Annotated in this window: 25 protein-coding genes; 17 read left to right on the top strand and 8 right to left on the bottom strand. The window is 34.1% G+C overall.

Annotated features, from left to right (window positions below):
- Positions 1-2: 2 nt before the first annotated feature.
- Together WG905_RS11105 and WG905_RS11110 are read left to right on the top strand one after the other, a co-directional pair.
- Positions 3-269 carry a DUF1456 family protein gene (locus WG905_RS11105; protein ID WP_339591782.1) on the top strand — a complete coding sequence of 89 codons (267 nt, stop codon included), beginning with the start codon at positions 3-5 and terminating at the stop codon, positions 267-269.
- 167 nt (positions 270-436) lie between these two features.
- On the top strand, positions 437-3,112 hold the full coding sequence (locus WG905_RS11110) for an outer membrane beta-barrel protein (protein ID WP_339591783.1): 2,676 nt from the start codon (positions 437-439) through the stop codon (positions 3,110-3,112).
- Between the two features lie 16 nt (positions 3,113-3,128).
- Here the strand turns inward: WG905_RS11110 and ettA are convergent, their stop codons facing one another.
- Positions 3,129-4,808 (bottom strand): energy-dependent translational throttle protein EttA, encoded by a 1,680-nt coding sequence (gene ettA / locus WG905_RS11115; RefSeq protein WP_339591784.1) that lies wholly within the window; start codon positions 4,806-4,808, stop codon positions 3,129-3,131.
- Positions 4,809-4,901: 93 nt separating this feature from the next.
- Here ettA and WG905_RS11120 point away from each other — a divergent pair, with 93 nt between their 5' ends.
- A complete protein-coding gene (locus WG905_RS11120) occupies positions 4,902-6,212 on the top strand; it encodes a tyrosine-type recombinase/integrase (RefSeq protein ID WP_339591785.1) in 1,311 nt (436 codons plus the stop codon).
- Here WG905_RS11120 and WG905_RS11125 read toward each other — a convergent pair.
- The 5 genes from WG905_RS11125 to WG905_RS11145 all read right to left on the bottom strand — a co-directional run bounded on the left by WG905_RS11125 (position 6,209) and on the right by WG905_RS11145 (position 8,262).
- The gene (locus WG905_RS11125; RefSeq protein ID WP_339591786.1) at positions 6,209-6,538 is read right to left on the bottom strand and encodes a hypothetical protein; all 330 of its coding nucleotides are present in this window, start codon (positions 6,536-6,538) and stop codon (positions 6,209-6,211) included. The genes WG905_RS11120 and WG905_RS11125 overlap by 4 nt on opposite strands.
- A 106-nt stretch (positions 6,539-6,644) precedes the next feature.
- Positions 6,645-6,899 (bottom strand): hypothetical protein, encoded by a 255-nt coding sequence (locus WG905_RS11130; protein ID WP_339591787.1) that lies wholly within the window; start codon positions 6,897-6,899, stop codon positions 6,645-6,647.
- 36 nt (positions 6,900-6,935) lie between these two features.
- Positions 6,936-7,424: a hypothetical protein gene (locus WG905_RS11135; protein ID WP_339591788.1), complete on the bottom strand. Its 489-nt coding sequence runs from the start codon at positions 7,422-7,424 to the stop codon at positions 6,936-6,938.
- Positions 7,425-7,637: 213 nt separating this feature from the next.
- Entirely contained in the window at positions 7,638-7,934 is a 297-nt protein-coding gene (locus WG905_RS11140; RefSeq protein WP_339591789.1) for a hypothetical protein, read from the bottom strand.
- Between the two features lie 16 nt (positions 7,935-7,950).
- The gene (locus WG905_RS11145; RefSeq protein ID WP_339591790.1) at positions 7,951-8,262 is read right to left on the bottom strand and encodes a hypothetical protein; all 312 of its coding nucleotides are present in this window, start codon (positions 8,260-8,262) and stop codon (positions 7,951-7,953) included.
- A 444-nt stretch (positions 8,263-8,706) separates the two neighbouring features.
- Here WG905_RS11145 and WG905_RS11150 point away from each other — a divergent pair, with 444 nt between their 5' ends.
- The 7 genes from WG905_RS11150 (at position 8,707) to WG905_RS11180 (ending at position 13,364) form a co-directional block, all read left to right on the top strand.
- A complete protein-coding gene (locus WG905_RS11150; protein WP_339591791.1) occupies positions 8,707-10,137 on the top strand; it encodes a BT4734/BF3469 family protein in 1,431 nt (476 codons plus the stop codon).
- A 97-nt stretch (positions 10,138-10,234) separates the two neighbouring features.
- Positions 10,235-10,717, top strand: a complete 483-nt coding sequence (locus WG905_RS11155) for a hypothetical protein (RefSeq protein WP_339591792.1) — start codon at positions 10,235-10,237, stop codon at positions 10,715-10,717.
- A gap of 143 nt (positions 10,718-10,860) precedes the next feature.
- Positions 10,861-11,331, top strand: a complete 471-nt coding sequence (locus WG905_RS11160) for a hypothetical protein (protein ID WP_339591793.1) — start codon at positions 10,861-10,863, stop codon at positions 11,329-11,331.
- A gap of 96 nt (positions 11,332-11,427) precedes the next feature.
- Positions 11,428-11,679, top strand: coding sequence for a hypothetical protein (locus tag WG905_RS11165; protein ID WP_339591794.1), 252 nt, complete (start codon positions 11,428-11,430; stop codon positions 11,677-11,679).
- 1 nt (position 11,680) lies between these two features.
- On the top strand, positions 11,681-12,043 hold the full coding sequence (locus WG905_RS11170) for a hypothetical protein (protein WP_339591795.1): 363 nt from the start codon (positions 11,681-11,683) through the stop codon (positions 12,041-12,043).
- A complete protein-coding gene (locus WG905_RS11175) occupies positions 12,044-12,412 on the top strand; it encodes a helix-turn-helix domain-containing protein (RefSeq protein ID WP_339591796.1) in 369 nt (122 codons plus the stop codon).
- Positions 12,413-12,527: 115 nt separating this feature from the next.
- Positions 12,528-13,364 carry a DUF2971 domain-containing protein gene (locus WG905_RS11180; protein ID WP_339591797.1) on the top strand — a complete coding sequence of 279 codons (837 nt, stop codon included), beginning with the start codon at positions 12,528-12,530 and terminating at the stop codon, positions 13,362-13,364.
- 59 nt (positions 13,365-13,423) lie between these two features.
- Here the strand turns inward: WG905_RS11180 and WG905_RS11185 are convergent, their stop codons facing one another.
- The gene (locus WG905_RS11185) at positions 13,424-13,846 is read right to left on the bottom strand and encodes a hypothetical protein (RefSeq protein WP_339591798.1); all 423 of its coding nucleotides are present in this window, start codon (positions 13,844-13,846) and stop codon (positions 13,424-13,426) included.
- A gap of 125 nt (positions 13,847-13,971) precedes the next feature.
- Between WG905_RS11185 and WG905_RS11190 the strand changes: the two genes are divergently transcribed.
- The 5 genes from WG905_RS11190 to WG905_RS11210 all read left to right on the top strand — a co-directional run bounded on the left by WG905_RS11190 (position 13,972) and on the right by WG905_RS11210 (position 19,185).
- Complete coding sequence (locus WG905_RS11190; RefSeq protein WP_339591799.1) at positions 13,972-14,439, top strand: terminase small subunit; 468 nt, start codon at positions 13,972-13,974, stop codon at positions 14,437-14,439.
- Positions 14,440-15,738, top strand: a complete 1,299-nt coding sequence (locus tag WG905_RS11195; protein WP_339591800.1) for a phage terminase large subunit — start codon at positions 14,440-14,442, stop codon at positions 15,736-15,738.
- Positions 15,739-15,818: 80 nt separating this feature from the next.
- Positions 15,819-17,174, top strand: a complete 1,356-nt coding sequence (locus WG905_RS11200; RefSeq protein ID WP_339591801.1) for a phage portal protein — start codon at positions 15,819-15,821, stop codon at positions 17,172-17,174.
- Between the two features lie 51 nt (positions 17,175-17,225).
- On the top strand, positions 17,226-18,932 hold the full coding sequence (locus WG905_RS11205) for a phage minor head protein (RefSeq protein ID WP_339591802.1): 1,707 nt from the start codon (positions 17,226-17,228) through the stop codon (positions 18,930-18,932).
- A gap of 13 nt (positions 18,933-18,945) precedes the next feature.
- Positions 18,946-19,185 carry a hypothetical protein gene (locus WG905_RS11210; RefSeq protein WP_339591803.1) on the top strand — a complete coding sequence of 80 codons (240 nt, stop codon included), beginning with the start codon at positions 18,946-18,948 and terminating at the stop codon, positions 19,183-19,185.
- A gap of 4 nt (positions 19,186-19,189) precedes the next feature.
- Here the strand turns inward: WG905_RS11210 and WG905_RS11215 are convergent, their stop codons facing one another.
- The gene (locus WG905_RS11215) at positions 19,190-19,909 is read right to left on the bottom strand and encodes a hypothetical protein (protein WP_339591804.1); all 720 of its coding nucleotides are present in this window, start codon (positions 19,907-19,909) and stop codon (positions 19,190-19,192) included.
- Between the two features lie 103 nt (positions 19,910-20,012).
- Here WG905_RS11215 and WG905_RS11220 point away from each other — a divergent pair, with 103 nt between their 5' ends.
- The gene (locus tag WG905_RS11220; RefSeq protein WP_339591805.1) at positions 20,013-20,783 is read left to right on the top strand and encodes an HK97 family phage prohead protease; all 771 of its coding nucleotides are present in this window, start codon (positions 20,013-20,015) and stop codon (positions 20,781-20,783) included.
- Positions 20,784-21,845 carry a phage major capsid protein gene (locus WG905_RS11225; protein WP_339591806.1) on the top strand — a complete coding sequence of 354 codons (1,062 nt, stop codon included), beginning with the start codon at positions 20,784-20,786 and terminating at the stop codon, positions 21,843-21,845.
- Positions 21,846-21,902: the final 57 nt, after the last annotated feature.

Below are 21,902 nucleotides of genomic sequence, written 5' to 3' on the forward strand. Positions count from 1 at the left end.
TTATGAGCAATAACGATATATTTAAAAAATTGCGCGTTGCGCTCCAGTTAAATAATGATGATATCATTAAAATTATGGAACTGGTTAATTTTAAGATTACTAAAAGTGAACTTGGAGCGTTCTTCCGTAGTGATGATCACCCTAATTTTAAACCTTGCGGTGATCAGATTCTGAGGAATTTTTTAAATGGATTGGTGATCTATAAGAGAGGACCAAAGCCAGTGGAAGACAAACAAATAAAGTCAGCAACTGACAATAAACCTGAATAACATCACTTAATTGGTTTATTTATTGTTTAACAGTTTTGTCAAAAACCAGAATAGTGCCTTAACTTAAAGTAATTTTTATTATGTTCGCATAGGGCTTATTTTCGAAGCATAGAGTTGAGATTCTAAAACTATTGTAACTTTATATTCATAAAACTGTGCGGTTGCTGATGAACAGGTTTTTAAAATCTTATGGAATTCCAAATCGGTTTAAAGGCCTCTTCCTTGTCACAGTCCTCAACTTGCTATGTGTCGTCTATGCCTCCGGCCAATCCTATAACCGGCTGAGCGGTACGCTCCGCGATTCACTCAATAAACCCATCCCCGAAGCTATTATCGAACTCGTAGCGGGATTAGACACACTCACAGACTATTCTGATTACAGAGGTAAATTCAATGTTTCGGGTATTGCGGCTTCAGAGGTTTTATTAACCATAAAGGCGATGGGGTACCTGACTTATCGCCGTAAGATCACATTTAATAGCTCACTGCGGAATATTAATATACAGCCGCGTCTAGAGCCTGATGCCAACACCCTTAAAGAAGTCGTCATCAGGGCAAATGTCAATCCCATCCGCTTAGCCAAAGACACCATTGAATATAACGCAGCAGCGTTTTTAGTTCGTGAAACGGATAGAGTTCAAGATTTGCTTAAACAGTTGCCCGGACTTGTGGTCGACAATGACGGGAAAGTGTTGAGCATGGGCAGTGTGGTGACAAAGTTGAGAATTAACGGGGAAGATTTTTTTACCAATAATGTGAAAGAGTTTATTTCGCAATTGCCGGCAGATATGATTGCTAAGGTGCAGGTGATTAATGATTATGGTGATGAGGCTAATTTTACGGGTGTAAAAAGTGGCTCTTCACAGAAAATGTTAAACCTGGTTACCAAACCCGGACGCAACAAGGGAAATTTTGGTAATACTTCTGCCAACGGGGGTTCCAACCAACGTTATGGTATACAAACTACAGCCAATGTATGGCGGGAAAAAAAACAGATCGGTGTAAAGGGAAATGTGCTCAGTACCAACAATGCCGCTGGTGTTAATCGTAACATCAGTACCGGGATCAATTACCGTGATAAATTAACTAAAGAAATCACTGCAAGTGTTGCTTATTCTTTTGATAATGTGAATACTGATAACAACCAGCTGGATTTTATTGAAACTTTAAATACCCTTGGGACTATTTTTACCCTCGACAGCAATGAAAGGGATGCCAAAAGTAACAAACACAATTTGAACTGGAGCCTGCAGTCTGTTGGTAAGAAAAGTTATTTTCAGGCCGGTGTTGTCGGATCTTTTTTAAATACGAACGATGCTTTTAATGGGAGTTCGATACAAAGCGGGGTAATCCGCCAGGACCAGCGTAATATCAGCAACACCACAGCCTATGTTCCTGATTTTAACTTAAATGTGGCCTGGGCTTACCGTTTTATAAAACCGGGAAGGAATCTTTCCCTGGGATTTACGGCCAAGAACGGGATCAGTGATGTTACGGAGGATATCAGTAGCCGGATCGGGTATTATGAAGTCGACCGGAGCAGGATCGTGAAAGATTCGATCCTCAACCGCCTCGTGGATACCAGGAACAAATCCCGGCATATTGAAACCAGCTTTAGGTTTAGCGAGCCGGTGGGAAACCGGGCAGATTCTCTGGTGAGCAGGAACCTGGATATTTATTATAATTTCCAGTTTGAAAAAAATGATAACAATTTGCTTACTCAGGTAACCAATAACCGTTTTAACAGGCGTGTGGTAGATTCATTAAGCACAATTTATACCTCAAAGTTTTTTTCCCATCTCGTGGGTCTTAGTTATCGTTTTGGTTCTGAGGACCTTAGTTATAGCCTGGGGATTACAGCGCAGCCTAATTTGCTGATGGTTGAAAATGAGCAGCCCAGAAGCACGATTATTCATCACGGTTTTAATGTTGCACCTGTGCTTAATCTAAGCATGATTTTGTCGCAAACCACCAGTATGACCTTTGCTTATAATGGCAGCAGTCAGGCACCTAACCTCACGCAGTTACAGCCGGTGCCCAATACACGCAACCTCCAGAATATTGTCGTCGGTAATCCGAATTTAAAGTCTACTTTTAACCATAGCTCCAACTTTACCCTTCAAAATAATAACCCTGAAAATGGAAGGGCTTTAATGCTGGGTTTCAATACGAATCTTATTCAGGATCAGGTAGTCAGCAATATCATTCTAAAACAGGATACGCTAAACAGTTTAAAACAGGAGACGCGTTTTGAAAATGCAAATGGTGCTTATAGCATTGATGCTTTATATTCCTGGTCGAGACCTTTTGAGGAAAACAAGTTTAACGTTGAATTCAGGGGAAATGTGGGTTTTGCCAATAATGTTTCTTTCACTGATGGGATAAAGAATAACAACAAGGGGTTTAATTTTATGCAGGCAGTCATGTTGAGGATGAATCAAAAGGGATTTACCTTAAGCACCGATGCTAATTATACTTACAATAGTAACAGGTATTCACTCGCTTTGGCCAATTTGAAAGATATTCAGATTTATGAAATCAATATGAATGCCCTAACTTATATTAACCCGACGCTTTCTTTTGGCTTCGACGCCTCAAAACGGATCTATAAGGGGTATTCGATCAATGTTAAAAATCCTTTTTTGCTTAACCTGAGTGTGCAGAAAACTTTTTTGAAGAAGGAGCAGGCTATTCTTAAGTTACAGGCCTACGATTTATTGAACCAGGGAAATTACCTGATGCGGAGCATTGCAAATAATTCAATTATTGATAGCAGGAACAACCAGATTACGAAGTACTTGCAGTTAAGTTTAACCATTAACCTCCAGCAATTTGGGGGTTAATGGTTATTAATGGAAATTACACTAACTTCCTGTATTTTATTCGGTGTGGTGTAACATCACCCAATCGTTTTTTGCGGTTTTCTTCGTAGTCGCTGTAGTTTCCTTCAAAGAAGTATACTTGTGAATCACCCTCAAAAGCTAAAATATGCGTACAGATACGGTCCAGGAACCACCGGTCGTGACTAATCACGACGGCACAGCCCCCAAAGTTTTCCAGGGCCTCTTCCAGTGCTCTTAAAGTGTTTACGTCTATATCGTTGGTGGGCTCATCCAGTAAAAGAACATTCGCGCCTTTTTTGAGCGTTATGGCCAGGTGTACACGGTTTCTCTCCCCACCGGATAGAACGCCTACTTTCTTTTGCTGGTCGCCTCCGTTAAAATTAAACTTGGAAACATAGGCACGGCCATTTACGGCTTTGTTGCCCAGCTGGATACTCTCTAAACCATCAGTGATATTTTCATAGACCGTTTTAGCTGGATCAAGGTCATTGTGCATCTGGTCTACATATCCCAGCTTCACTGTTTCTCCTACACGGAAATCCCCGTTGTCAGGTGTTTCCTGTTCGGTGATCAACCTGAATAAAGTGGTTTTTCCCGCTCCGTTTGGCCCGATAATGCCCACGATCCCTGCTGGAGGAAGGGAGAAGCTTAGGTTTTCAAATAAGATCTTATCCCCGTAAGCCTTACTGATATTATTGGCCTCAATCACTACATTTCCCAACCGGGGGCCTGCAGGAATAAACAGTTCCAGTTTATCTTCACGTTCTTTGGAATCTTCTGAAGCCAGCTTGTCATAATTTGATAAACGTGCCTTAGATTTGGCATGCCTGGCTTTTGGCGCCATGCGTACCCATTCAAGTTCTCTTTCCAAGGTTTTCTGGCGTTTGCTCTCGGTTTTTTCTTCCTGCGCCAAGCGTTTAGCTTTTTGTTCCAGCCACGAAGAATAATTCCCTTTCCATGGAATACCTTCCCCACGGTCAAGCTCCAGGATCCAGCCCGCAACATTGTCCAGGAAATACCTGTCATGCGTTACTGCAATCACTGTACCTTTGTAATTCTTCAAAAACTGCTCCAGCCAGTCAATACTTTCTGCATCCAAGTGGTTGGTAGGCTCATCAAGTAACAACACATCCGGTTCCTGCAAAAGCAGTCGGCACATGGCAACCCTGCGGCGTTCACCTCCGGAGAGTACGGCAATTTTTGTGTCAGGCTCCGGGCAGCGTAAAGCATCCATTGCCCGTTCTAATTTATTGTCCAGTTCCCAGGCGTTTACGGCATCAATTTTGTCCTGCAGCTCGCCCTGTTTGTTCATCAGTTTTTCCATCTCATCAGGATTCTCATAAACCTCCGGCAAACCGAACTTTTCATTGATTTCTTCATATTCTTTCAGGATAGCGGTAATCTCTGCCACACCTTCTTCAACAACCTCCCTAACTGTCTTATTCTCATCTAATTCGGGTTCTTGAGCAAGGTAGCCAACCGTGTAACCTGGAGAAAAAACAACCTCTCCCTGGATGGACTTATCAATGCCAGCAATAATCTTTAAAAGTGAAGATTTTCCTGAACCATTTAAACCAATAACACCTATCTTTGCTCCATAGAAAAAGGAGAGGTATATATTTTTTAGTACTTGCTTTTGGGGAGGATAAATCTTATTTACCCCCGCCATTGAAAAGATTATTTTTTCGTCTGACATAATATATGTTATATTTGAGCCTAATTAAGGCTCTTTTTTTTGTTTCTTATTTTAAACGGGGACAAAACGGGGACAAAATATTGAAAAAATATTATGGAAAAATTTACTTATTCAGCCCCTTTTATGTATCCTGATAGCACCAATAATTACAAAGATAGTAAAGGTCTTGAGGTGAAGAAATGGTGTGTCAGATATACTATTGAATTTGAAGGTGGAAAAAAAGAATATAGAAAAGAATCTGGAGCCAATTACGACATCCAAGTTAACCGATGTAAAAATATTGATGATAAAATTGAGCAATTCAATGATGTATTGGATGGTGTCATTGAAGATTTAACAAATGGTATTGATCCCAAATTCAGACAACAGCTACTGAAGAATAAACTAAAGATAAAAATTCAAGAAGAAAGAAAATACACCCTTGATTATGTATTTACAAAGTGGTTTGAGGCGAAAAATTATTTAAACCCAATACCAAGCAAGGTAATATCAGCCGAGAAATATCAGCGATTTTTTAAAAATCAATTTATTCCATATTTTAAATCAAAAGGAATTGACCAAGATATCAGATTAATTACTGATGTTGAATTAAATGAATTTATCAATGAAAAATATTTAGCAGGTACTTGGTCTGCTTTTACCTGTAACAATAGAATTGGATGGATCAGCGGTTTATTTAAGTATGCCTTCAAAAATAAATTGATAGCTATTAATCCAATTGTATATGTTGATCAGATTAAAGAAGATAAAATAATCATTAATAAGGATGGTGATTTGATTTTAAAAAAAAGAAAAGAAGTTAGATTTAATCATTTTTCGGATGATGAATTGAAATTAGTTTTTTCAACATTCTCGCTAAAATATGAAGTAATATCCAAAGCTATTCTATATTCATTTATTAGATTTTCTGAAATTTTTCGTCTTAAACTGGAGCATTTAGACCTAGAAAATAGGGTGTTTAATATTCCTGCACATATTGCCAAAGGTCAAAGAGATGGAGCAGTTGCCAAGGTTAGAATATACCCTGCTCTATTTACTGTATTGAATAAATATATAGATGAGTTTTTTGGCGATGACCAGAAACCAGAGTATTATTTATTTTATCATTTGGAGGATAAAAATACACCTATGACTTATTCAATGTTTCAACACTTTTTTGGAATGATGAAAGATGAAATATTTGAAGAAAATGAAATAATTCTAAACAAAACACCTTATGCTTTTAAACATACAGGTGCAAGAAAATTCATCAGTAATGCCAAAAAATTGAATAAATCATCCTACGAAATTAAGGATGCACTGATGAAGCAAATGAGACATTCAAGTTTTGCAATTACTGAAAAGTATATTTACAATGATTTGGGGTTGGTTCTTGATGATAATGCAGATGATTTTGCTTTTTAATTTTGGTTTAATTCTTGCATAATTTCTTGCATCATCCTTTTTTTTTCTTTGCTTTTTCTTTCTTCTTGTCTTTGTTTTTTTTCTTGAAGCGGTGTTAACTTTTTAACTGGTTTTTCAACTTTAATAGAATCTGCTAGGTCAAACACTCTATGTATGTTACTGACTTTTGCATTTATATCTAACACCATACTTTTAAGGTTGCTGTTTTCAATCTGCATTTTACCCAACATCTCCATCAGCAGCTTGTTCTGCTCTAAAAGTTGAGTTGATATGTGATCGTTTTCCTGCATCTGTAACCAAAATAGTGCAGGATCTAAAAAAATCAAGTCGGAATGTTATAAAATATTATAAAAGTGTAAAAAGTATAAATTTTATAATAATTGGTATAAAACAGAAAAGGCTACCTTTTACAGTAGCCTTTTTAAGTAGTTGTTAGTTAAATTTTTTCTTGAAATCTTCTCCTAGTTCATCAATAGCTTTATTGAGTCTGTGAAGTGCATCAATTTCATCTTCATTAACCTGGAATGCTGCAATTATTTCCTCTTTGCTCAGCTCTGTAAATCTACCACTGTTTAAGATGTGGTTAATGTGTTCATTCACATTGTCAGCAGTTAATGTGTAGTCACCTATGCGACCAAGTACATAACCCTCTAGTATCATTGTTTCATTGTGTTTCTGGATATTCATATTATATTGATAAGTTGTGATTTAAAAGGAGTTTGATTAGGCTTGCATTACATAAAGTGCTTGCAATAGTTCTGAATTCTCTGAAGCAACCATATTAACAGTTTGTGCTATTTCAGCATCCGAAAATTTATTTTCATCATTATCAGTAAAAACAAGATGGTTGCCATTAACCAAATGTTGTAATAAAAGTCTTTGGTCTGATGTTGCTGTATTATGTAAAACCTTATCTAGTAAATACTCATACACCAAACCATCTTGAAAACTCATTGAGAGTCGTTCTGTTCTTTTTAGGTATGGAAATAAATCGCCAACCTGTTTTTCCTGCTCTGTAAGCTCTTCATAGTCTACTGTTATCTTATTGTCTGCTTTTGAGCTTTGAATATATTCTAGTGCCCTTAATGCCTGCCTAAGAGTGTTGAGATTATCATTGATATGTAGTGCAGCACTATATGGTAGTGTAAGATCCTCTAGTATTTCTTCAATGTTGGCGATAGCAGTTTCGATGTTAGATAGTGGTGTTTCCATTTATATATATTAATTAAGTGATAATTCTTTTTGTGTTCTTTTTCAACCTGTAGCACCTTCTGTTAGTGTCATAGAACCAAAATAGGTTAGGTTCTAAAAAAATCAAGTCGGACTTATAAAATTATTAGTTATTGAAAAGTTATAAAATTTATAATAGCTTCTAGTAAATAAAAAAGGCTACCATTACAGTAGCCCTTTCCTGAGTGAGGATCTTTATCGCTTATTTAGTATAATAAGTCTAATATTTTCTGTAGCCTCTTCTAAGGTTGCTTTTAGTTCACCATCTGGGATTAAGTACAATTCATCACCACCATTGAATTCGCTATCTAATAAGTCGTATTCAAATACGTAACTGATATTTTCTTCTGTCTCCATCATAATATTAATGCCTTTTTGAATTAATCTATCAGATATTTCCTTCAGGTCAGGCAAGAAATTATTTGACCATATTGTTTCAACATCCAACTTAGTTAGGTCTTTTACAATTTTTATTGTTTTGTTTTTTTTCATTTCTTTTAATTTAGCGTTAATTCTTTTTTTCTCTTCTTGCTTGCACCTCCTGAAGGTATGCATCAACCGTTGATAGGTCTTTTTTTCTTACAATGTTACCAATGGTAGGTTTGTAGTATGTTCCACCAGCTTTACCACGAGTCACTGAGAAATCAAAGAATGCCTTTTCATAAGGTACTTTTAGTTTTCGCAGTTGAGTTGTTGTCGCATTTGTTGAATAATAACGTTTAATTAGATCGTGGTAATGTTCTCTAAAATCCACTACACCATAATCATTGATGTACTTAATGCTAATTCTTAGCTTCTCTTTCTTTGTTGATTTTCTCATAATTCGTATTTTATTGATTTTTAGTTTAAATTTTTGGCAAAAAAAAAGTAGGTAGTATGTTTGATCGATTTGACAAAACATACTACCTACTCGTGTATTGTAGTGTTATTTATATTAAAAAAGCGTGACTAACCCATTAACCATTTTACCTGTCCTGTTTGAGTTGTCGTCAAAGTACAAATATAGAAAAATATTTCGTAATTATCAAAATAATATCAAAGTTAAATTAAATATATTTTCAATACGACCTTGATAAAAAATATTCCTGACCTATTTTAGTTAGATATCAATAAATATTTTTCAATAAACAATCATTAAAATTATGACGCACTATTTATTGATATACAGTTTAATGTTCGAAATGCATTATTAGTTTAAGTGGTCGGGGTTGCTCCCGACCATTCTCTTAATCATAACATTTTACTGGATAAAGAGAAAAACTAAATGACAACTTACTTAAACACCTATGCTAATGTATTTAGCCCTAACATCACGTCTTCTATTACCTCAACCGATTGGTTAAACCTTATTAGAGGATCATCTATACATCTTGATACTATCACAGAAGCCAGAAAATATAAATTATTGTATAAAGACACTGGTAATGAATTTATCAAAACCGAATACGACAAAATAAAAGAAACTCTTCCTGCGATCACTTGGAATGGATTGTTTTCTGAAAAAAAATGTAATCAAAATTTTATCAGTGGTACCGGGTTGATGTATATTGATATCGATTCCACTGACTTCAAAATTGAATCCTTGGATCTAAATAAAATTTATTCATATTATCAAAGTATTGGTGGTTTGGGGTATTCACTCTTGGTTAGAGTTGATGGAATAACTCTTGATAATTTTAAATCAACTTACAATTATATTACTAATGATCTAGGTCTTGAATGTGATGATACTAATGCTGTTAAGCCTACTCAATATTCTATTTTAAGTTATGATCCAAATTTATACATAAATGAAGATTCCTTTATTTATTCTACTATTGAACCTGAAATAAATACTAATAATTCATTTTGTACCAAGGGTCATATTATTAGTCAAAAAAAAGAAGAACATAATGTGACCGTTGGCACAAAATCAGAAATAAGGTTTAATAATGTTAATGATTTTGATTTTGAAGGTAAAGAATATATTGAAAACTGGAATGAGGGATTAAGCTATGTTGAATGCAATCAACCATTCAAGCCATTAGGAGATGGGAGAAAACGATATATGCTGAATTATATCAGAAACTATGTTTGGTTGAACCCAAATGCTCAACTCTATCAAATAATTAATAGTGCTTTAGCTGTTAATATTTCTTTAAGCATTGATCCATTACCAAGAATTATAATTGAACAACAAGTAACATCTATTTTAAAGCAAAAGAATGTAGGTAAGTTAGTACCAAAGATCAAAAAGCGTAGAATAATTTTCAACCCTAAATCCTTGCTAAGTAGTGATGAAAAACAAAAGTTAAGAGCTAAAAGCCAATCACAATATTATACTAATGCTGCTACCACCAAAATTTATGAGGTAATTGAAGATTGGAATTTCGAGTTTAATGGAAAAATCACAATAAGGAGTGTAGCACAAGCTACTGGTTTAGCTCCAAATACAGTAAGCAAATATTGGGCGCAAGTTAAAGAATATGCTCGTGGATTAAATGAAGATAATACAACTGATATTAAAGCTTTTAAGCAGCACAAAGCCATCATCAATAAAGATATCAAAGAAGAAAACTTAATCCAACTGATGGAAGATATGGACGTATTAACCATAAGAGAGCAAGCCTTAATTATTAATCCAAATTGTGAATTTATTGATGAAAATATAAACAATGATAGCGACTTGATTTTTTTAGATGCTGATATATTTTAGTGTTGTATGTGGGGTTCACATGGTGAACCCTTTTAAATGATGTAACTATCTGGAGTGCTTGACGAATTGAAAACATTAACTTACCGAAAAAAATATTATGAAAAAATTAACCCTCTTATTATTGTTGCTCCTTCCATTTGTTGGATATTCTCAAACTGAAATCCCGAAAAACTCGGATAAAATCATTGTAATAAATAAACTCACAGCAGCAGACAATTTCATCAAAGCAAAGCAAGCATTGGCAGATCTTGATATAGAGATTCTCAGTCAGGATAGGGATATATTTCAAATTAAGACAGGTAAGATTAGATCAACTGACAATGGTAGTTATGCTTATTTGATTAATTGTAGGGAGGGTAAAATAAGTATTACGGGCACGTGGGGAACTAATTTAGGTCTAAATGTCGGTATGATTAGTCAGGGACCTTCAAATTATGCCATAAAATATAAGGGCTTGCAGAAGTTTATATTTAATAAAATGAATGACTTTGCCTTGAAATTAGGCGATAAACTAGAATACCAAACATCAGAGGTTATTGCTCAAACCAGACCCAAAGGGAATGATGATTTATACAATTAACAACTAGCTAATTTTTCAAATATATATCACCACCCTTTACCAACTCGGTAAGGGGTTTTTTTATGCCTAAAAATAAATATGAGAATAAAATCAACTTTTACCAAGTAACGCACTATTTATAAGAGTAAACATATTATAGTAAAATGAAAAATCTAAATCAAAGAATATTAACACAAGAAGAGTTTGGCAGAGCCATCTACCTACAGCACCACACTGGTATGCAGTGGATAACTAATAATGATAAATATGGAATATGGGATATTTCAGGATCAACTGCAGAATATTTTCCAGTAAATCCACTAGATTATTACGTTGAGGTTAAAGCAAGGGATGTAAAATCTTCAACATACCCAACAACATTCCTCGAGGTGAAAAAATGTAAAGCATTACTAATTCAAGCTCAGAATAGCCCTAATAAGGGAAAAGCGTTCTATTTCGTCACGTTTACTGATCATAAATCTTACTTGTTTGACTTAACTAAATTATGGGAAAAGGGATTCAAAACAAGTGAAATATATATGCCGAAATCGACATTTATCGATGATGAGTTTTGGATAAAAAAGCAAATAATAGAACTGCCATTAACAGCAGCGGTTAAAGTTTATAATAACTAAATAAATGGAAATATTACAGGGGATAGTTGGATTAGGGATTATCATATGGGTGTTTTGGTATGAAAAGAATAGTAAAATAAAAGAAGGAAAATAAAAATGGAAGAAATAGAAAGATTAAAAAAAGATGTAAACGATTATTCAAGGTTTTTTGACCACTGGATGGAAACTAACGAAAAGTTATTTAATCAGTGGTTTCATAGTTTTGAAGGAAAAGAACTAAGCGAAACCCAAAATTTGAGATTAAAAGTCAAAAAATTGGAACAAGAAAAACAAGCCTTAGTTGATAGTATGCTATTATTGGTAAGGCAGTTGAATTTAAAAGAAAAAGAAAAAATAAATTATAAATAGAATGGAAAATAAAATAATGATAACAGACGAACAATTAAATAAGGTTGAATTTTCAGGCATCGTTGAAAATTACAGGAAAAAAGAAGAAAACAAAGAAATAAAAACATTCGAACAATTAAAGGAAAAATTGGATACTAATTATAAAAACCTCATTAATGTATTAGATGATATCACAATGAAAGGTGGGGAATATCGCTTTATCAAGGACTCATTAGATAAATTTTATTCAATATTCAACGATGCAGTTGAATTCATTGTAAATCAGAAAGATGGACATCAACAAGATTCAAAGCAAGATTTGTTGATTAATGAATTACAAAATATTGCTATAGAGATAAGAAATCTTGGTTGGAAATTAAAATAAATGAAAGAATTAAAAACGTATAAAAATCTAAAATTATATATCACTGATCTTCAACTGGAGCGCTTAGAGTTAATAACCGACTTCGTAATTAATGAATACCAGATATCTAAGGCTGAATTATTCAGCAGGACCAGGAAAAGAAAGATAGCAGAAGCTAGGAGAAAAATAGCATTCCTTGCGAGGATGCACCACAACATTGAAGGTAAAATAATCGCTGAGTACCTTAACGTAAATAAAGAATGGATTTGCCAGTTAATTTATTCGGCTTGGGATTATTGTAATGTTGACCAGAGTTATCAACACGAAATCCAGAAACTAATGGTAAAAATGCAGATTCATTATAATATAAATCTGAAGCCATTAATATAAATATTATAACCTGACTACTCATTAGGTTTATGTCTCCCTTCATCAGTTTTGGTGAGGGTTTTTTATTCTTTAGGTTTTAACCTGATCTACCAAATTCATTTTACTATATTGACGAATGAATATACCTGTTCCAATTGAAGAGCTAAATGTTGAGAAGATAGTTTATAAATTCAAAAATTATAATACTTTAAGCGTAAATACACTTTTAAATAATAAAATCTATATTCCATCAGCCAATGAGTTTAATGATCCATTGGATTCAAAAACCCCTTTCCGATATGATGTTGAGGAATTAACTGAAGAGAATATTTATAAAAAGTGTTTGCTAATCTCTAAACAAAGTTTTCCAAGCTTAAAAGAAGAAGAACATCAACAAAATGCTTACGATAACCAAAAGAAAGGACTTTTATTTGATGAAGACCACCTGAATAAGTGTGACATAGAGAACTATAACAATACTTGTAATAACTTTGGTATTTTTTGTACAACACCCGATATTAATAATTTTTTAATGTGGTCATATTATTCTAATTCACATAAAGGTTTTGCTATTGGGTACAATACAGAAAACTTAATACGTACACAGATTTTTGGAATGGGTGGTAAAATAATATATGATAATCAATTTCCAGTCCTTCCTTTATTTCCTTCTGAAAAAGATCATCATTTCATAAGTCTTTTTTTTACGAAATCTGACGTTTGGGACCACGAAAGCGAATTTAGGTTTTTACATATTTATAAAAATGGAAAGGAACTAAGTGTACCAAAAGATGTAATTGCTGAAATTGTTCTAGGAGTTAATTTTCCTGAAAATGAAAAGATAAAATTTATGAATCAAATTAATACGGGTTTTCCCAATGCAAAAGTTTACCAGATGGAATTAGTACCTCTAAAGTTTAATTTGGAAAAGAAACTTATATATGACCCTCAATATTTACGTTTCCTTGCTTAGTAATTTATTATAGTAGCGTTATCATGTTGGCACCGCCAACATGAATAATCCTTAATCATTTAATGAATAAGGAAGGCTTCAGCATCCTTTGGTTTTTTATATTCAATGATTTTATTTGTTTCTGGTTCAATTAAGATGAACACATCATCTGGGTAAATAAATAGACAATCATAGGTTATAGAGACTGGTTTATAATTAAGGGTGTAGCTATAGTGATTCTCTCGAGGGGCATACACAGACATACCATTAGTATTTACTGGTTTAGTGTCGAGGGTCACATCTTCTATTTCATCAGTATTCAAGGGGCTTAACACTGCTCTATCAAGTTTTGAATTATACTCAGCAACCTCAAAAACACTGGTTATGTAAACCTCTGGTGATAATCCTTCGCTAATATTATTTGCAAGAGTGCGACCCACTATATCTATCTTACTATAAGTGTTTCCTGTTAACTTGGTATTCCGTTTAAATTGAACTTTCATATATTTTTTTTCTTTTTAAATTATTTTTGAAGGTACTGATTAATAATTAATAACTGAAACAGGTTAAGTTATCATCACCTATTAACACCCTTTATCAGGCTATTTATCTGTAAACAATCAGATAGATGGCCGAAATAAACAAGGGTGGAAGACCACCGAAATACACTAATGTTGATGATTTATCATTGAAAATTGATGAATATTTCATTTTTGTTCAAGGTGAAAAAATCAGCAAAGAAATTGAAAACTTAAAAACTGGTGAAATTGATGTCATAGATGTATGGATTAGATACCCTGAGCGTATCACTATTACTGGTTTAGCCTTATTTCTTGGCTTTGATTCTAAATCAACATTATATGAGTATCAAAAGAAAGCTAGGTTTTCGTACCCGATAAAAAGGGGAATTTTAAAGGTTGAGCAACAATATGAGTCAAATCTATATGAGCGTAATCCAGCGGGTGCCATATTCGCATTAAAGAATTTCGGATGGAAAGATAAGTCAGAGGTAGACGTGGATCATACTACTGGTGGCGATAAAATTCAATGGGTAGAGAATAAAACCTATTCTGACAATGGAAAGGATTCAGAATAATTGAATCTAACCCTTAAACAGACCATTGTCCTTGATATTTTAGAAGATAACCAAACGACTGAAGTAATATTTGGTGGTGGTGCAGGTGGAGGTAAATCAATTGTTGGGTGTTACTGGATTTTGAAGAATTGTCTTAAATACAAGGGTACAAGATGGTTGATAGGTAGGTCTAAATTAAAATCATTAAAAGAAACTACTTTAAACTCATTATTTGATGTAATTAAATTACAGGGTTTACGAGATAAGGAGCATTTTATCTATAACCAACAGACAGGGGTTATTAAATTCTTCAACGGTTCTCAAATCATACTTAAAGACCTATTCACATATCCATCTGATCCTAATTTCGATCAACTTGGTTCATTAGAAATTTCTGGAGCCTTCATAGATGAATGTAATCAGATTTCTGAAAAGGCTTGGTTAATAGTTAAGTCCAGGATAAGGTACAAATTAGATGAATATGGGCTTATTCCAAAGATATTAGGCACCTGTAACCCTTCAAAAAATTGGGTTTATTCCAACTTCTTCAAGCTTCATAAAGACAACAAATTAGAAGCATATAAAGCCTTTATACAAGCCTTAGCCACCGACAACCCATATATCAGTCAGCATTATATTAACAACTTACACACGCTAGATCAGGCATCTAAGGAGCGTTTATTGTTCGGGAATTGGGATTATGATAATGATCCATCATCACTTTTAGAATTTGAACAAATACTTGATTTATTCACTAATTCTCACATACTACCAGACCCAACTAATCGGGCATTAACCTGCGACATTGCAATGCAGGGGGCTGATAAGATGGTAATAACTTACTGGTCGGGATTTGTTGCGGAGAAAATAAAGGTATATCCAAAAACAGATGGTAAGCAAGTTATTGATGCTATTGAATTAATGGCTAACACCTATCAAGTACCTAAGTCAAGAATAGTTTATGATGCTGATGGTGTTGGATCATTCGTTGGTGGATATCTTCAAGGGGCAAAAGCATTCCATAATGGGGGAAAGGCATTGAATAACGAGAATTACAAAAACCAAAAAACTCAATGCATCTATAAATTCTGTGAGAGGGCTGCAAGTGGTGGTTACTATATAAAAGACCAAGTACACAAGCAAGATATCATCAAGGAACTGGAACAATTGAAGCGTACCAACATTGATAATGATACAGGTAAGCTTGAAGTGATTTCAAAAGATATAATAAAATCAATCATTGGTCATTCTCCAGATTTTAGTGATGCATTAATAATGAGAGAATATCTCGAATTAAAAAGAAAAGGGTTCTTTGTCTAACGATTTGACCAAGACCAGACTATTTATATATAGTCAATGAATATCCATCAACTGGATATAAAAGTATAACAATTAAGCAAGTGGGATTTTTCTACAATTTATTTAAAAATGATAAGCCAAATCTAAAACAAAAGGCACAAAGTACACCGATCAGTTTTCCAATTATTGGAAATAATGGTATCAACTGGTTGAATGATTCGTCTGCTACCTCATTTATCCAAAATGGCTATTGCGGTAACCCTGTGATATATTCAATAATAAAGCAGATAACAGAGAAAGCAGCAGCAGTACCTTTTTATTTGTATGAGGTTAAAGATGATAAGAAGTTAAAGAGATATAAGTCTTTGAATCTATCAAATAATTTGATTTCCTATGATGGTATGGTTACAAAATCTCAAAGTCTTAAAGAAGTAGACTCTCACAAAATTATAGATTTATTGGAGCAACCAAATGAAAATCAATCTTGGAGTGACTTTGTGAAAAATAGCTTAGGATATAAGCTTGTTACTGGTAATAGCTATATCTATGGGCAAAGTCCAGAGATGGGAAAAAATCAAGGAAAAATTACTGGTATAACTGTGTTACCAAGTCAATTAATGAATATCATATCTAAGAATCCAAGTGAGGTTGATTATTATAATATAATTGGAGGTAACACAAGAATTGAGAAAGAAACCATTTGCCACCTTAAATACTGGAATCCAGATTTTAGTTCTGGGTTACAACATTATGGACAATCACCATTGAAAGCTGCATTAAAAGTAATGCAATTACATAATACCGCCTATGATGCACAAGGATCAATCCTAGCAAATAAGGGTGCTTATGGGTTTCTATCCGATACATCACAATCACTGGATGAAGAACAGTTAACCCAACTAAAACAGAGGTTCAAAAGTGCAGAAGCTAATGAATTAATGGTAGCATCAGCAGACTTAAAATTTACCCAAATTGGAATGCCCACAGAAGACCTGATGATATTAGAGTCAATGAATTTGAATCAGCAGGATCTTTGTAATATTTACGGTTTTCCTTCCTTGTTGCTTGGTGGTGACGATAAAACATTTTTAAATTTTGAGACAGCTCAAAAAAGCCTCATATATGATACGGTAGTGCCAGAATTAACTTCATTACGAGATGCTTTAAACAAATGGATTTTACCTGCCTACGAAAAAGCAGATGGTAAAAAGTACTTCATTGATTTTGATATCTCGGTTTTACCTCAATTAGCAGGTGATATGAGTTTAATTGTAGAGCAATTATCTAAAATGTATTGGATCACAGGTAATGAAAAAAGGATAGCATCAAAATACGGTGCTGATAATAACACTCCATTGATGAATACCTATCTGGTACCACAAGGAATAGTGCCGATTGATGAACTTTCAATTGATATTGATAACACGAGTAACCAAGATCTATCTGATTACCAATAAGAATTTAAGACCCCACTCATGTGGGGTTATTGTATAACCCTTCAATTTTAAATGAATGTAAAACGCTATTATAGAGCCTATAACAACCTTATTAAAAAATATGAACGACTAAGCTATCAAGTAGTATTGAAGGGCTTTAAGAGTATCTATTCAAAGGCTAGTGAGCAGTATTTAAACAAGCCTGATACACCAATTGAGTTACTTGTAAGTGAGCAAGATACATTGGATATTCTGGTTAAAATCTATGATGGTATTGGTATTTCAATGGGGTTATTGGTAACTAATTCACTTCCAAAACAAAAGGGTAAATCATTAAATATTCAAACAAAAGCAGATAAGAAGCCTAAAAAGCAATATATACCTACTCCAGATGATCATCCAGATCACACCAATTTTTGGAAACAGGAATTTATAAGATTTACACAGTCTACTGATTGCGCTACAAAGGTTAAAGGTATAACCGACACCACACGTAACCAGATCAGGCAGGTAATGAATGATGCTGTTAAAGATCAGTTGAGTCACAAACAGATTGCTAAATTACTTCTAGATGAAGCTGATGGAATCACGACTAAAAAACGTGCGCTACTAATTGCTAGGACTGAAAATTGCGTTGGCAGCAACCTTGGGGCTATCTATTCCGCAAAGAGTTCGGGACTTGTACTTTACAAGCAATGGATTGCACGAAGTGGAGATAGTAGAACAAGGGACAGTCACGCAGGAATGGTTGATTCTGCACCTATACCCATAGATGATTTATTTGATGTCGGTGATGATAAGATGTCTCAACCTGGGGACTCATCCAATGGAGCAAAAGCAAAGAATATATGCAATTGTAGGTGTACCGTAGCATTTATTCCTGCATCAGAAGTTATACCAGTTGGTTTAAATCCAACACCAGTAAAACCTGCCAGAAAACCAAGAACACCTAAACCTAAACCGACAGTACAACCAGAATTATTTGATAATATCATTCAACCAGTTAAAACAGGATTTCAACCTGCTAAAACAATTGAAGAAGCATCACAATGGGCTATTAATAACAATATGGCTAAACACGTTGATTATACTTGGATTAAAGATGTTAAGGTTGCAAATGATATAAATAGAGTACTATATAATTTAAAGGATAGATTTAATTTTGATACGTTAGACCAAATTGGGGGTAAACCAAAGCCTGTAAGCGCACTCATGAGTGCGAACTATAGAGGGCTTAATATGAAACACAGTTACTGGAAGACTGACAAAATTATACATCAGAATTATGCAAAAGTTAATGAGAATGGATTTCGAGAACGTGCATTAGCCAATGCAGCTACTTGTAAAAGAAATTATGAGATATCTAAAAATTCCAAGTGGTTAAAACAAGCTAAACATTATGAAGATGAAGCCAAATTCAACAGGTGGACAATCAACTATGCAGAAGATAGATTTTTAGAATCTACCATACATCACGAATTTGGGCACGTGTTGCACGATCAATTAATTGGTGGTATCAATGGATTAAGAGTTATAAATAAAACCAGATTAGATATTAATGGTTATAGGCAAATGGCTACTGAATTAGATAGTGAACACTATTTATTATATGGTAGAGCAAAACAAAATGGTGATATTTATAAGATATCTGCCTATGGTGCAAGTAATAACAAAGAATTTTTCGCTGAAACATTTGTTATGTATATGGCTAAAGATCCTGATCTACCTATTTATATTGTTGAATATTTTGATAAACTTTTCAGAATGACCAAAATCTAACTATTTATTATATATGGAACAGATTAAAATAAAATATTGCCATAAGTGCATCAATTATAATGAGAATAATACCTGCAGTGCATTCCCAAATGGAATACCAGTTGATATATTAACAGGTAAATTAATGCATACAGTGAGATTTCCTGAGCAAGTAGGTGATGATGTATTTGAAGATAGGATTGCATTTCTTAAAGCAGGTGGAATTGATACAAGTTTTGAAGAGATGTATGATGATATTGAATATGAGGATTAAAGAGTTAATCTTCCTTAAGCGGTCTTCTCATCAAATAATTTGATACTTGGTTATTCTCCCTTCGCTCATTATGTTCATAGTAAGGACTTAGTAAATACTTTCCTTGCGCTTCCACCTTTTTTTGCACTTCCAGATCAGTTAACTTCAGATTGTACGCTTCACCACATTTTACACACTTAAAGATTTCACCAATTTTGTTCCTAGTAACATATGTGAGTCCATTGTTTTTACAATCTACACTTGCACAGCAAGGTGTAATGTTTTTAACTTCATATTGTTCTATTAGATCATTGTAAATCCAATCCCATTTCCAAACAAACCCATCAAATTTATCACCAACATACTTTAGTTTTCTATCCAAAGCTTGTTGTGATTTTAGACGTTGATATTCTTCAAATGGTATACCTCCTTGTGTTATAGTTACTCCCGGACTTGAAGAATTTACTGCTCTTTCAACTGGTTGATTATTTGAAAGGTTTACAAGAAGCCTTATCAATCCAATTAATAGAAAAGCTACAATTAACCACCATAATTTAATTGGGAAATTCAAAACCGATGAAATGAGGTGTTGAAGTCCCGACCAGAATTCATTTATTATAATAGGGGTTCTACCTATAAGGTTATATATGAAATTTAGTATTTGCGTATGATAAATTACTGTAATTCCACTACCAATAGTAATTACCCAACCATTACTGAAAAAATTCTTTATTCTTTGAACCATTATTTTTTATTAATCCTCAAATATAATAACTAATACATTATTAAGTATTAGTTGTTAATAACTCCCACCTCACGACCTATTTATCAGAAAGACACTGATATAAATGGGTAACCAAAAGAAATTACTTACAAAAAACTTTACGATAGATATTAGCAACGTTGACGTTGACAGCCGTATTATAAGCGGTTATGCAAGTACATTCAATACAATTGATGCTGATGGTGATTTAATTGTAAAAGGTGCATTTGCGAAGACCCTAATGGAGAATGGCGTAGAGTCAGCTAATCCAAGGATCTTCCACTTATATCAACACGATATAACACAGGTACTAGGTAGACCTACGAAGTTAATTGAAGATGATAAAGGTCTTTATTTTGAGACTCAAATAGCCAATACAAGCCTTGGTAATGATGTTTTGCAACTCTATAAAGAAGGTGTTATAAATGAGCATTCAATCGGATTTCAAACAGTTAAATCAACTAATAGAGGTAGTTACAACGAAATTCAAGAGGTTAAATTATTTGAGTTTTCAACAGTAACATTCGGTGCAAACGCTAATACTCCATTCCTGGGGTTCAAATCTCAATTCTCAGATCAAGAATCAATCACCAGTCAATTTGACAAGGTGTCCAAAATGTTAAAAGGTGATATCACACCTGAGACTGCACAACTATTAACAATATACCTGAATCAGTTTAAAACCGCATTCCTTGATTTATCAATAAAAGCAGTTGAAGCACTAGACCCGTTGGAAGACAGTCTGGAAGACGTAAACCCGCTAGATATCAAGCAAGAAATTGAGGTTAAAAACAATGATGCAGAACTACTAGAATCCTTTTTCAAAGGATATAATAAAAAGTCCACTAACAATTAAATGGAATTAAATGAAAAAATGGAGAACCTAGGTTCTCAAATAAAATCTGACTTAGAAAAGTCTAATAACGAATTAAAAAATGAAATTAAAGGTCTTCAAGATCAATTTGACCAATTATCTGCAAAGAATATTGACCTAACATCTAAAGGAATCACTTTTCAAGATGAATTAACAACTAAACTATCTGCCACATCCGAAGATGTTTTGGCAAAAGGTGCAAAATTTGTAATTAAAGCATCTTTAACACCAGCTGGTGTCGTTGCACCTGATCAAGTACCAGGAATCCACGGTTACGCAAACAGAAAAGTAAGTGTTAGAAATTTAATGTCAATTGGTTCTACCAGTTCAAATGCAGTTAACTATGTACAGTCACAGTCTTGGACTTCATTCAGTGGTACTACTGCTGAGGGTACCAAAAGACCAGAATCAGGATTCGTATTAAAAGGTGAATTAGCACCAGTTAAAACTATTGGTACTTTCTTAAAAGTGTCAAAAGAGCAATTAGCAGACGTGCAAGGTATTTCAAGCTTTATCACAAATCGTGCCCCTGCTGAATTAAAAATTGTAGAGGATAAATACATCTTAGATCTAATTAGAGCTAAAGCAGTCGCTTTTACAACTACTACTTTAACATTAGGTGTTGCTAGTACTCCAAATGAGTATGATGTTATGCGTGTAGGTGTTAATATGGTAGAAGTTGGTAACTATGGTGCTACTGCAATCTTGGTTCACCCAAGTGACAAAGCAAGACTTGAGCTTACAAAAGATACCCAAGGCGGTTACTTGTTTCCAAACGGATCAATGAGCGTTGCTGGTGTGCCAGTTATCAGTTCAAATGTGATAGAAGAAGGTAACTTCCTAATCGGAGACTTTCAATTAGGTGCTGAATTAGTAGAACGTGAAGGTTTGTCAATCAATTTTTACAATCAAAACTCAACAGATGTTGAGGATGGTCTAGTTACAATAGCACTTGAAGAAAGAATTGCAGTACCTATTTACAACCCTGCATCTTTTATTTTCGGAGCATTTGGAACAGCTAAAGCAAAATTGAAAACAGCCTAATCTAGGTTACTATCAATAATCAATACTTGAAGGTGGTGGAAAATATCCATCACCTTT

This window comes from Pedobacter immunditicola, from assembly GCF_037482985.1.
In the GTDB taxonomy this organism is placed as follows: domain Bacteria; phylum Bacteroidota; class Bacteroidia; order Sphingobacteriales; family Sphingobacteriaceae; genus Pedobacter; species Pedobacter immunditicola.

Bases quoted from the DNA above. Each gene is read 5' to 3' on its own strand.
- WG905_RS11120 (WP_339591785.1), top strand. From the start codon at position 4,902: ATGGAAAAATTTACTTATTCAGCCCCTTTTATGTATCCTGATAGCACC.
- WG905_RS11140 (WP_339591789.1), bottom strand. From the start codon at position 7,934: ATGAAAAAAAACAAAACAATAAAAATTGTAAAAGACCTAACTAAGTTG.
- WG905_RS11165 (WP_339591794.1), top strand. From the start codon at position 11,428: ATGGAAGAAATAGAAAGATTAAAAAAAGATGTAAACGATTATTCAAGG.
- WG905_RS11175 (WP_339591796.1), top strand. From the start codon at position 12,044: ATGAAAGAATTAAAAACGTATAAAAATCTAAAATTATATATCACTGAT.
- WG905_RS11135 (WP_339591788.1), bottom strand. From the start codon at position 7,424: ATGGAAACACCACTATCTAACATCGAAACTGCTATCGCCAACATTGAA.
- WG905_RS11130 (WP_339591787.1), bottom strand. From the start codon at position 6,899: ATGAATATCCAGAAACACAATGAAACAATGATACTAGAGGGTTATGTA.
- WG905_RS11185 (WP_339591798.1), bottom strand. From the start codon at position 13,846: ATGAAAGTTCAATTTAAACGGAATACCAAGTTAACAGGAAACACTTAT.
- WG905_RS11210 (WP_339591803.1), top strand. From the start codon at position 18,946: ATGGAACAGATTAAAATAAAATATTGCCATAAGTGCATCAATTATAAT.
- WG905_RS11145 (WP_339591790.1), bottom strand. From the start codon at position 8,262: ATGAGAAAATCAACAAAGAAAGAGAAGCTAAGAATTAGCATTAAGTAC.
- WG905_RS11220 (WP_339591805.1), top strand. From the start codon at position 20,013: ATGGGTAACCAAAAGAAATTACTTACAAAAAACTTTACGATAGATATT.
- WG905_RS11180 (WP_339591797.1), top strand. From the start codon at position 12,528: ATGAATATACCTGTTCCAATTGAAGAGCTAAATGTTGAGAAGATAGTT.
- WG905_RS11215 (WP_339591804.1), bottom strand. From the start codon at position 19,909: ATGGTTCAAAGAATAAAGAATTTTTTCAGTAATGGTTGGGTAATTACT.
- WG905_RS11225 (WP_339591806.1), top strand. From the start codon at position 20,784: ATGGAATTAAATGAAAAAATGGAGAACCTAGGTTCTCAAATAAAATCT.
- WG905_RS11155 (WP_339591792.1), top strand. From the start codon at position 10,235: ATGAAAAAATTAACCCTCTTATTATTGTTGCTCCTTCCATTTGTTGGA.
- ettA (WP_339591784.1), bottom strand. From the start codon at position 4,808: ATGTCAGACGAAAAAATAATCTTTTCAATGGCGGGGGTAAATAAGATT.
- WG905_RS11105 (WP_339591782.1), top strand. From the start codon at position 3: ATGAGCAATAACGATATATTTAAAAAATTGCGCGTTGCGCTCCAGTTA.
- WG905_RS11110 (WP_339591783.1), top strand. From the start codon at position 437: ATGAACAGGTTTTTAAAATCTTATGGAATTCCAAATCGGTTTAAAGGC.
- WG905_RS11205 (WP_339591802.1), top strand. From the start codon at position 17,226: ATGAATGTAAAACGCTATTATAGAGCCTATAACAACCTTATTAAAAAA.
- WG905_RS11150 (WP_339591791.1), top strand. From the start codon at position 8,707: ATGACAACTTACTTAAACACCTATGCTAATGTATTTAGCCCTAACATC.
- WG905_RS11170 (WP_339591795.1), top strand. From the start codon at position 11,681: ATGGAAAATAAAATAATGATAACAGACGAACAATTAAATAAGGTTGAA.
- WG905_RS11160 (WP_339591793.1), top strand. From the start codon at position 10,861: ATGAAAAATCTAAATCAAAGAATATTAACACAAGAAGAGTTTGGCAGA.
- WG905_RS11190 (WP_339591799.1), top strand. From the start codon at position 13,972: ATGGCCGAAATAAACAAGGGTGGAAGACCACCGAAATACACTAATGTT.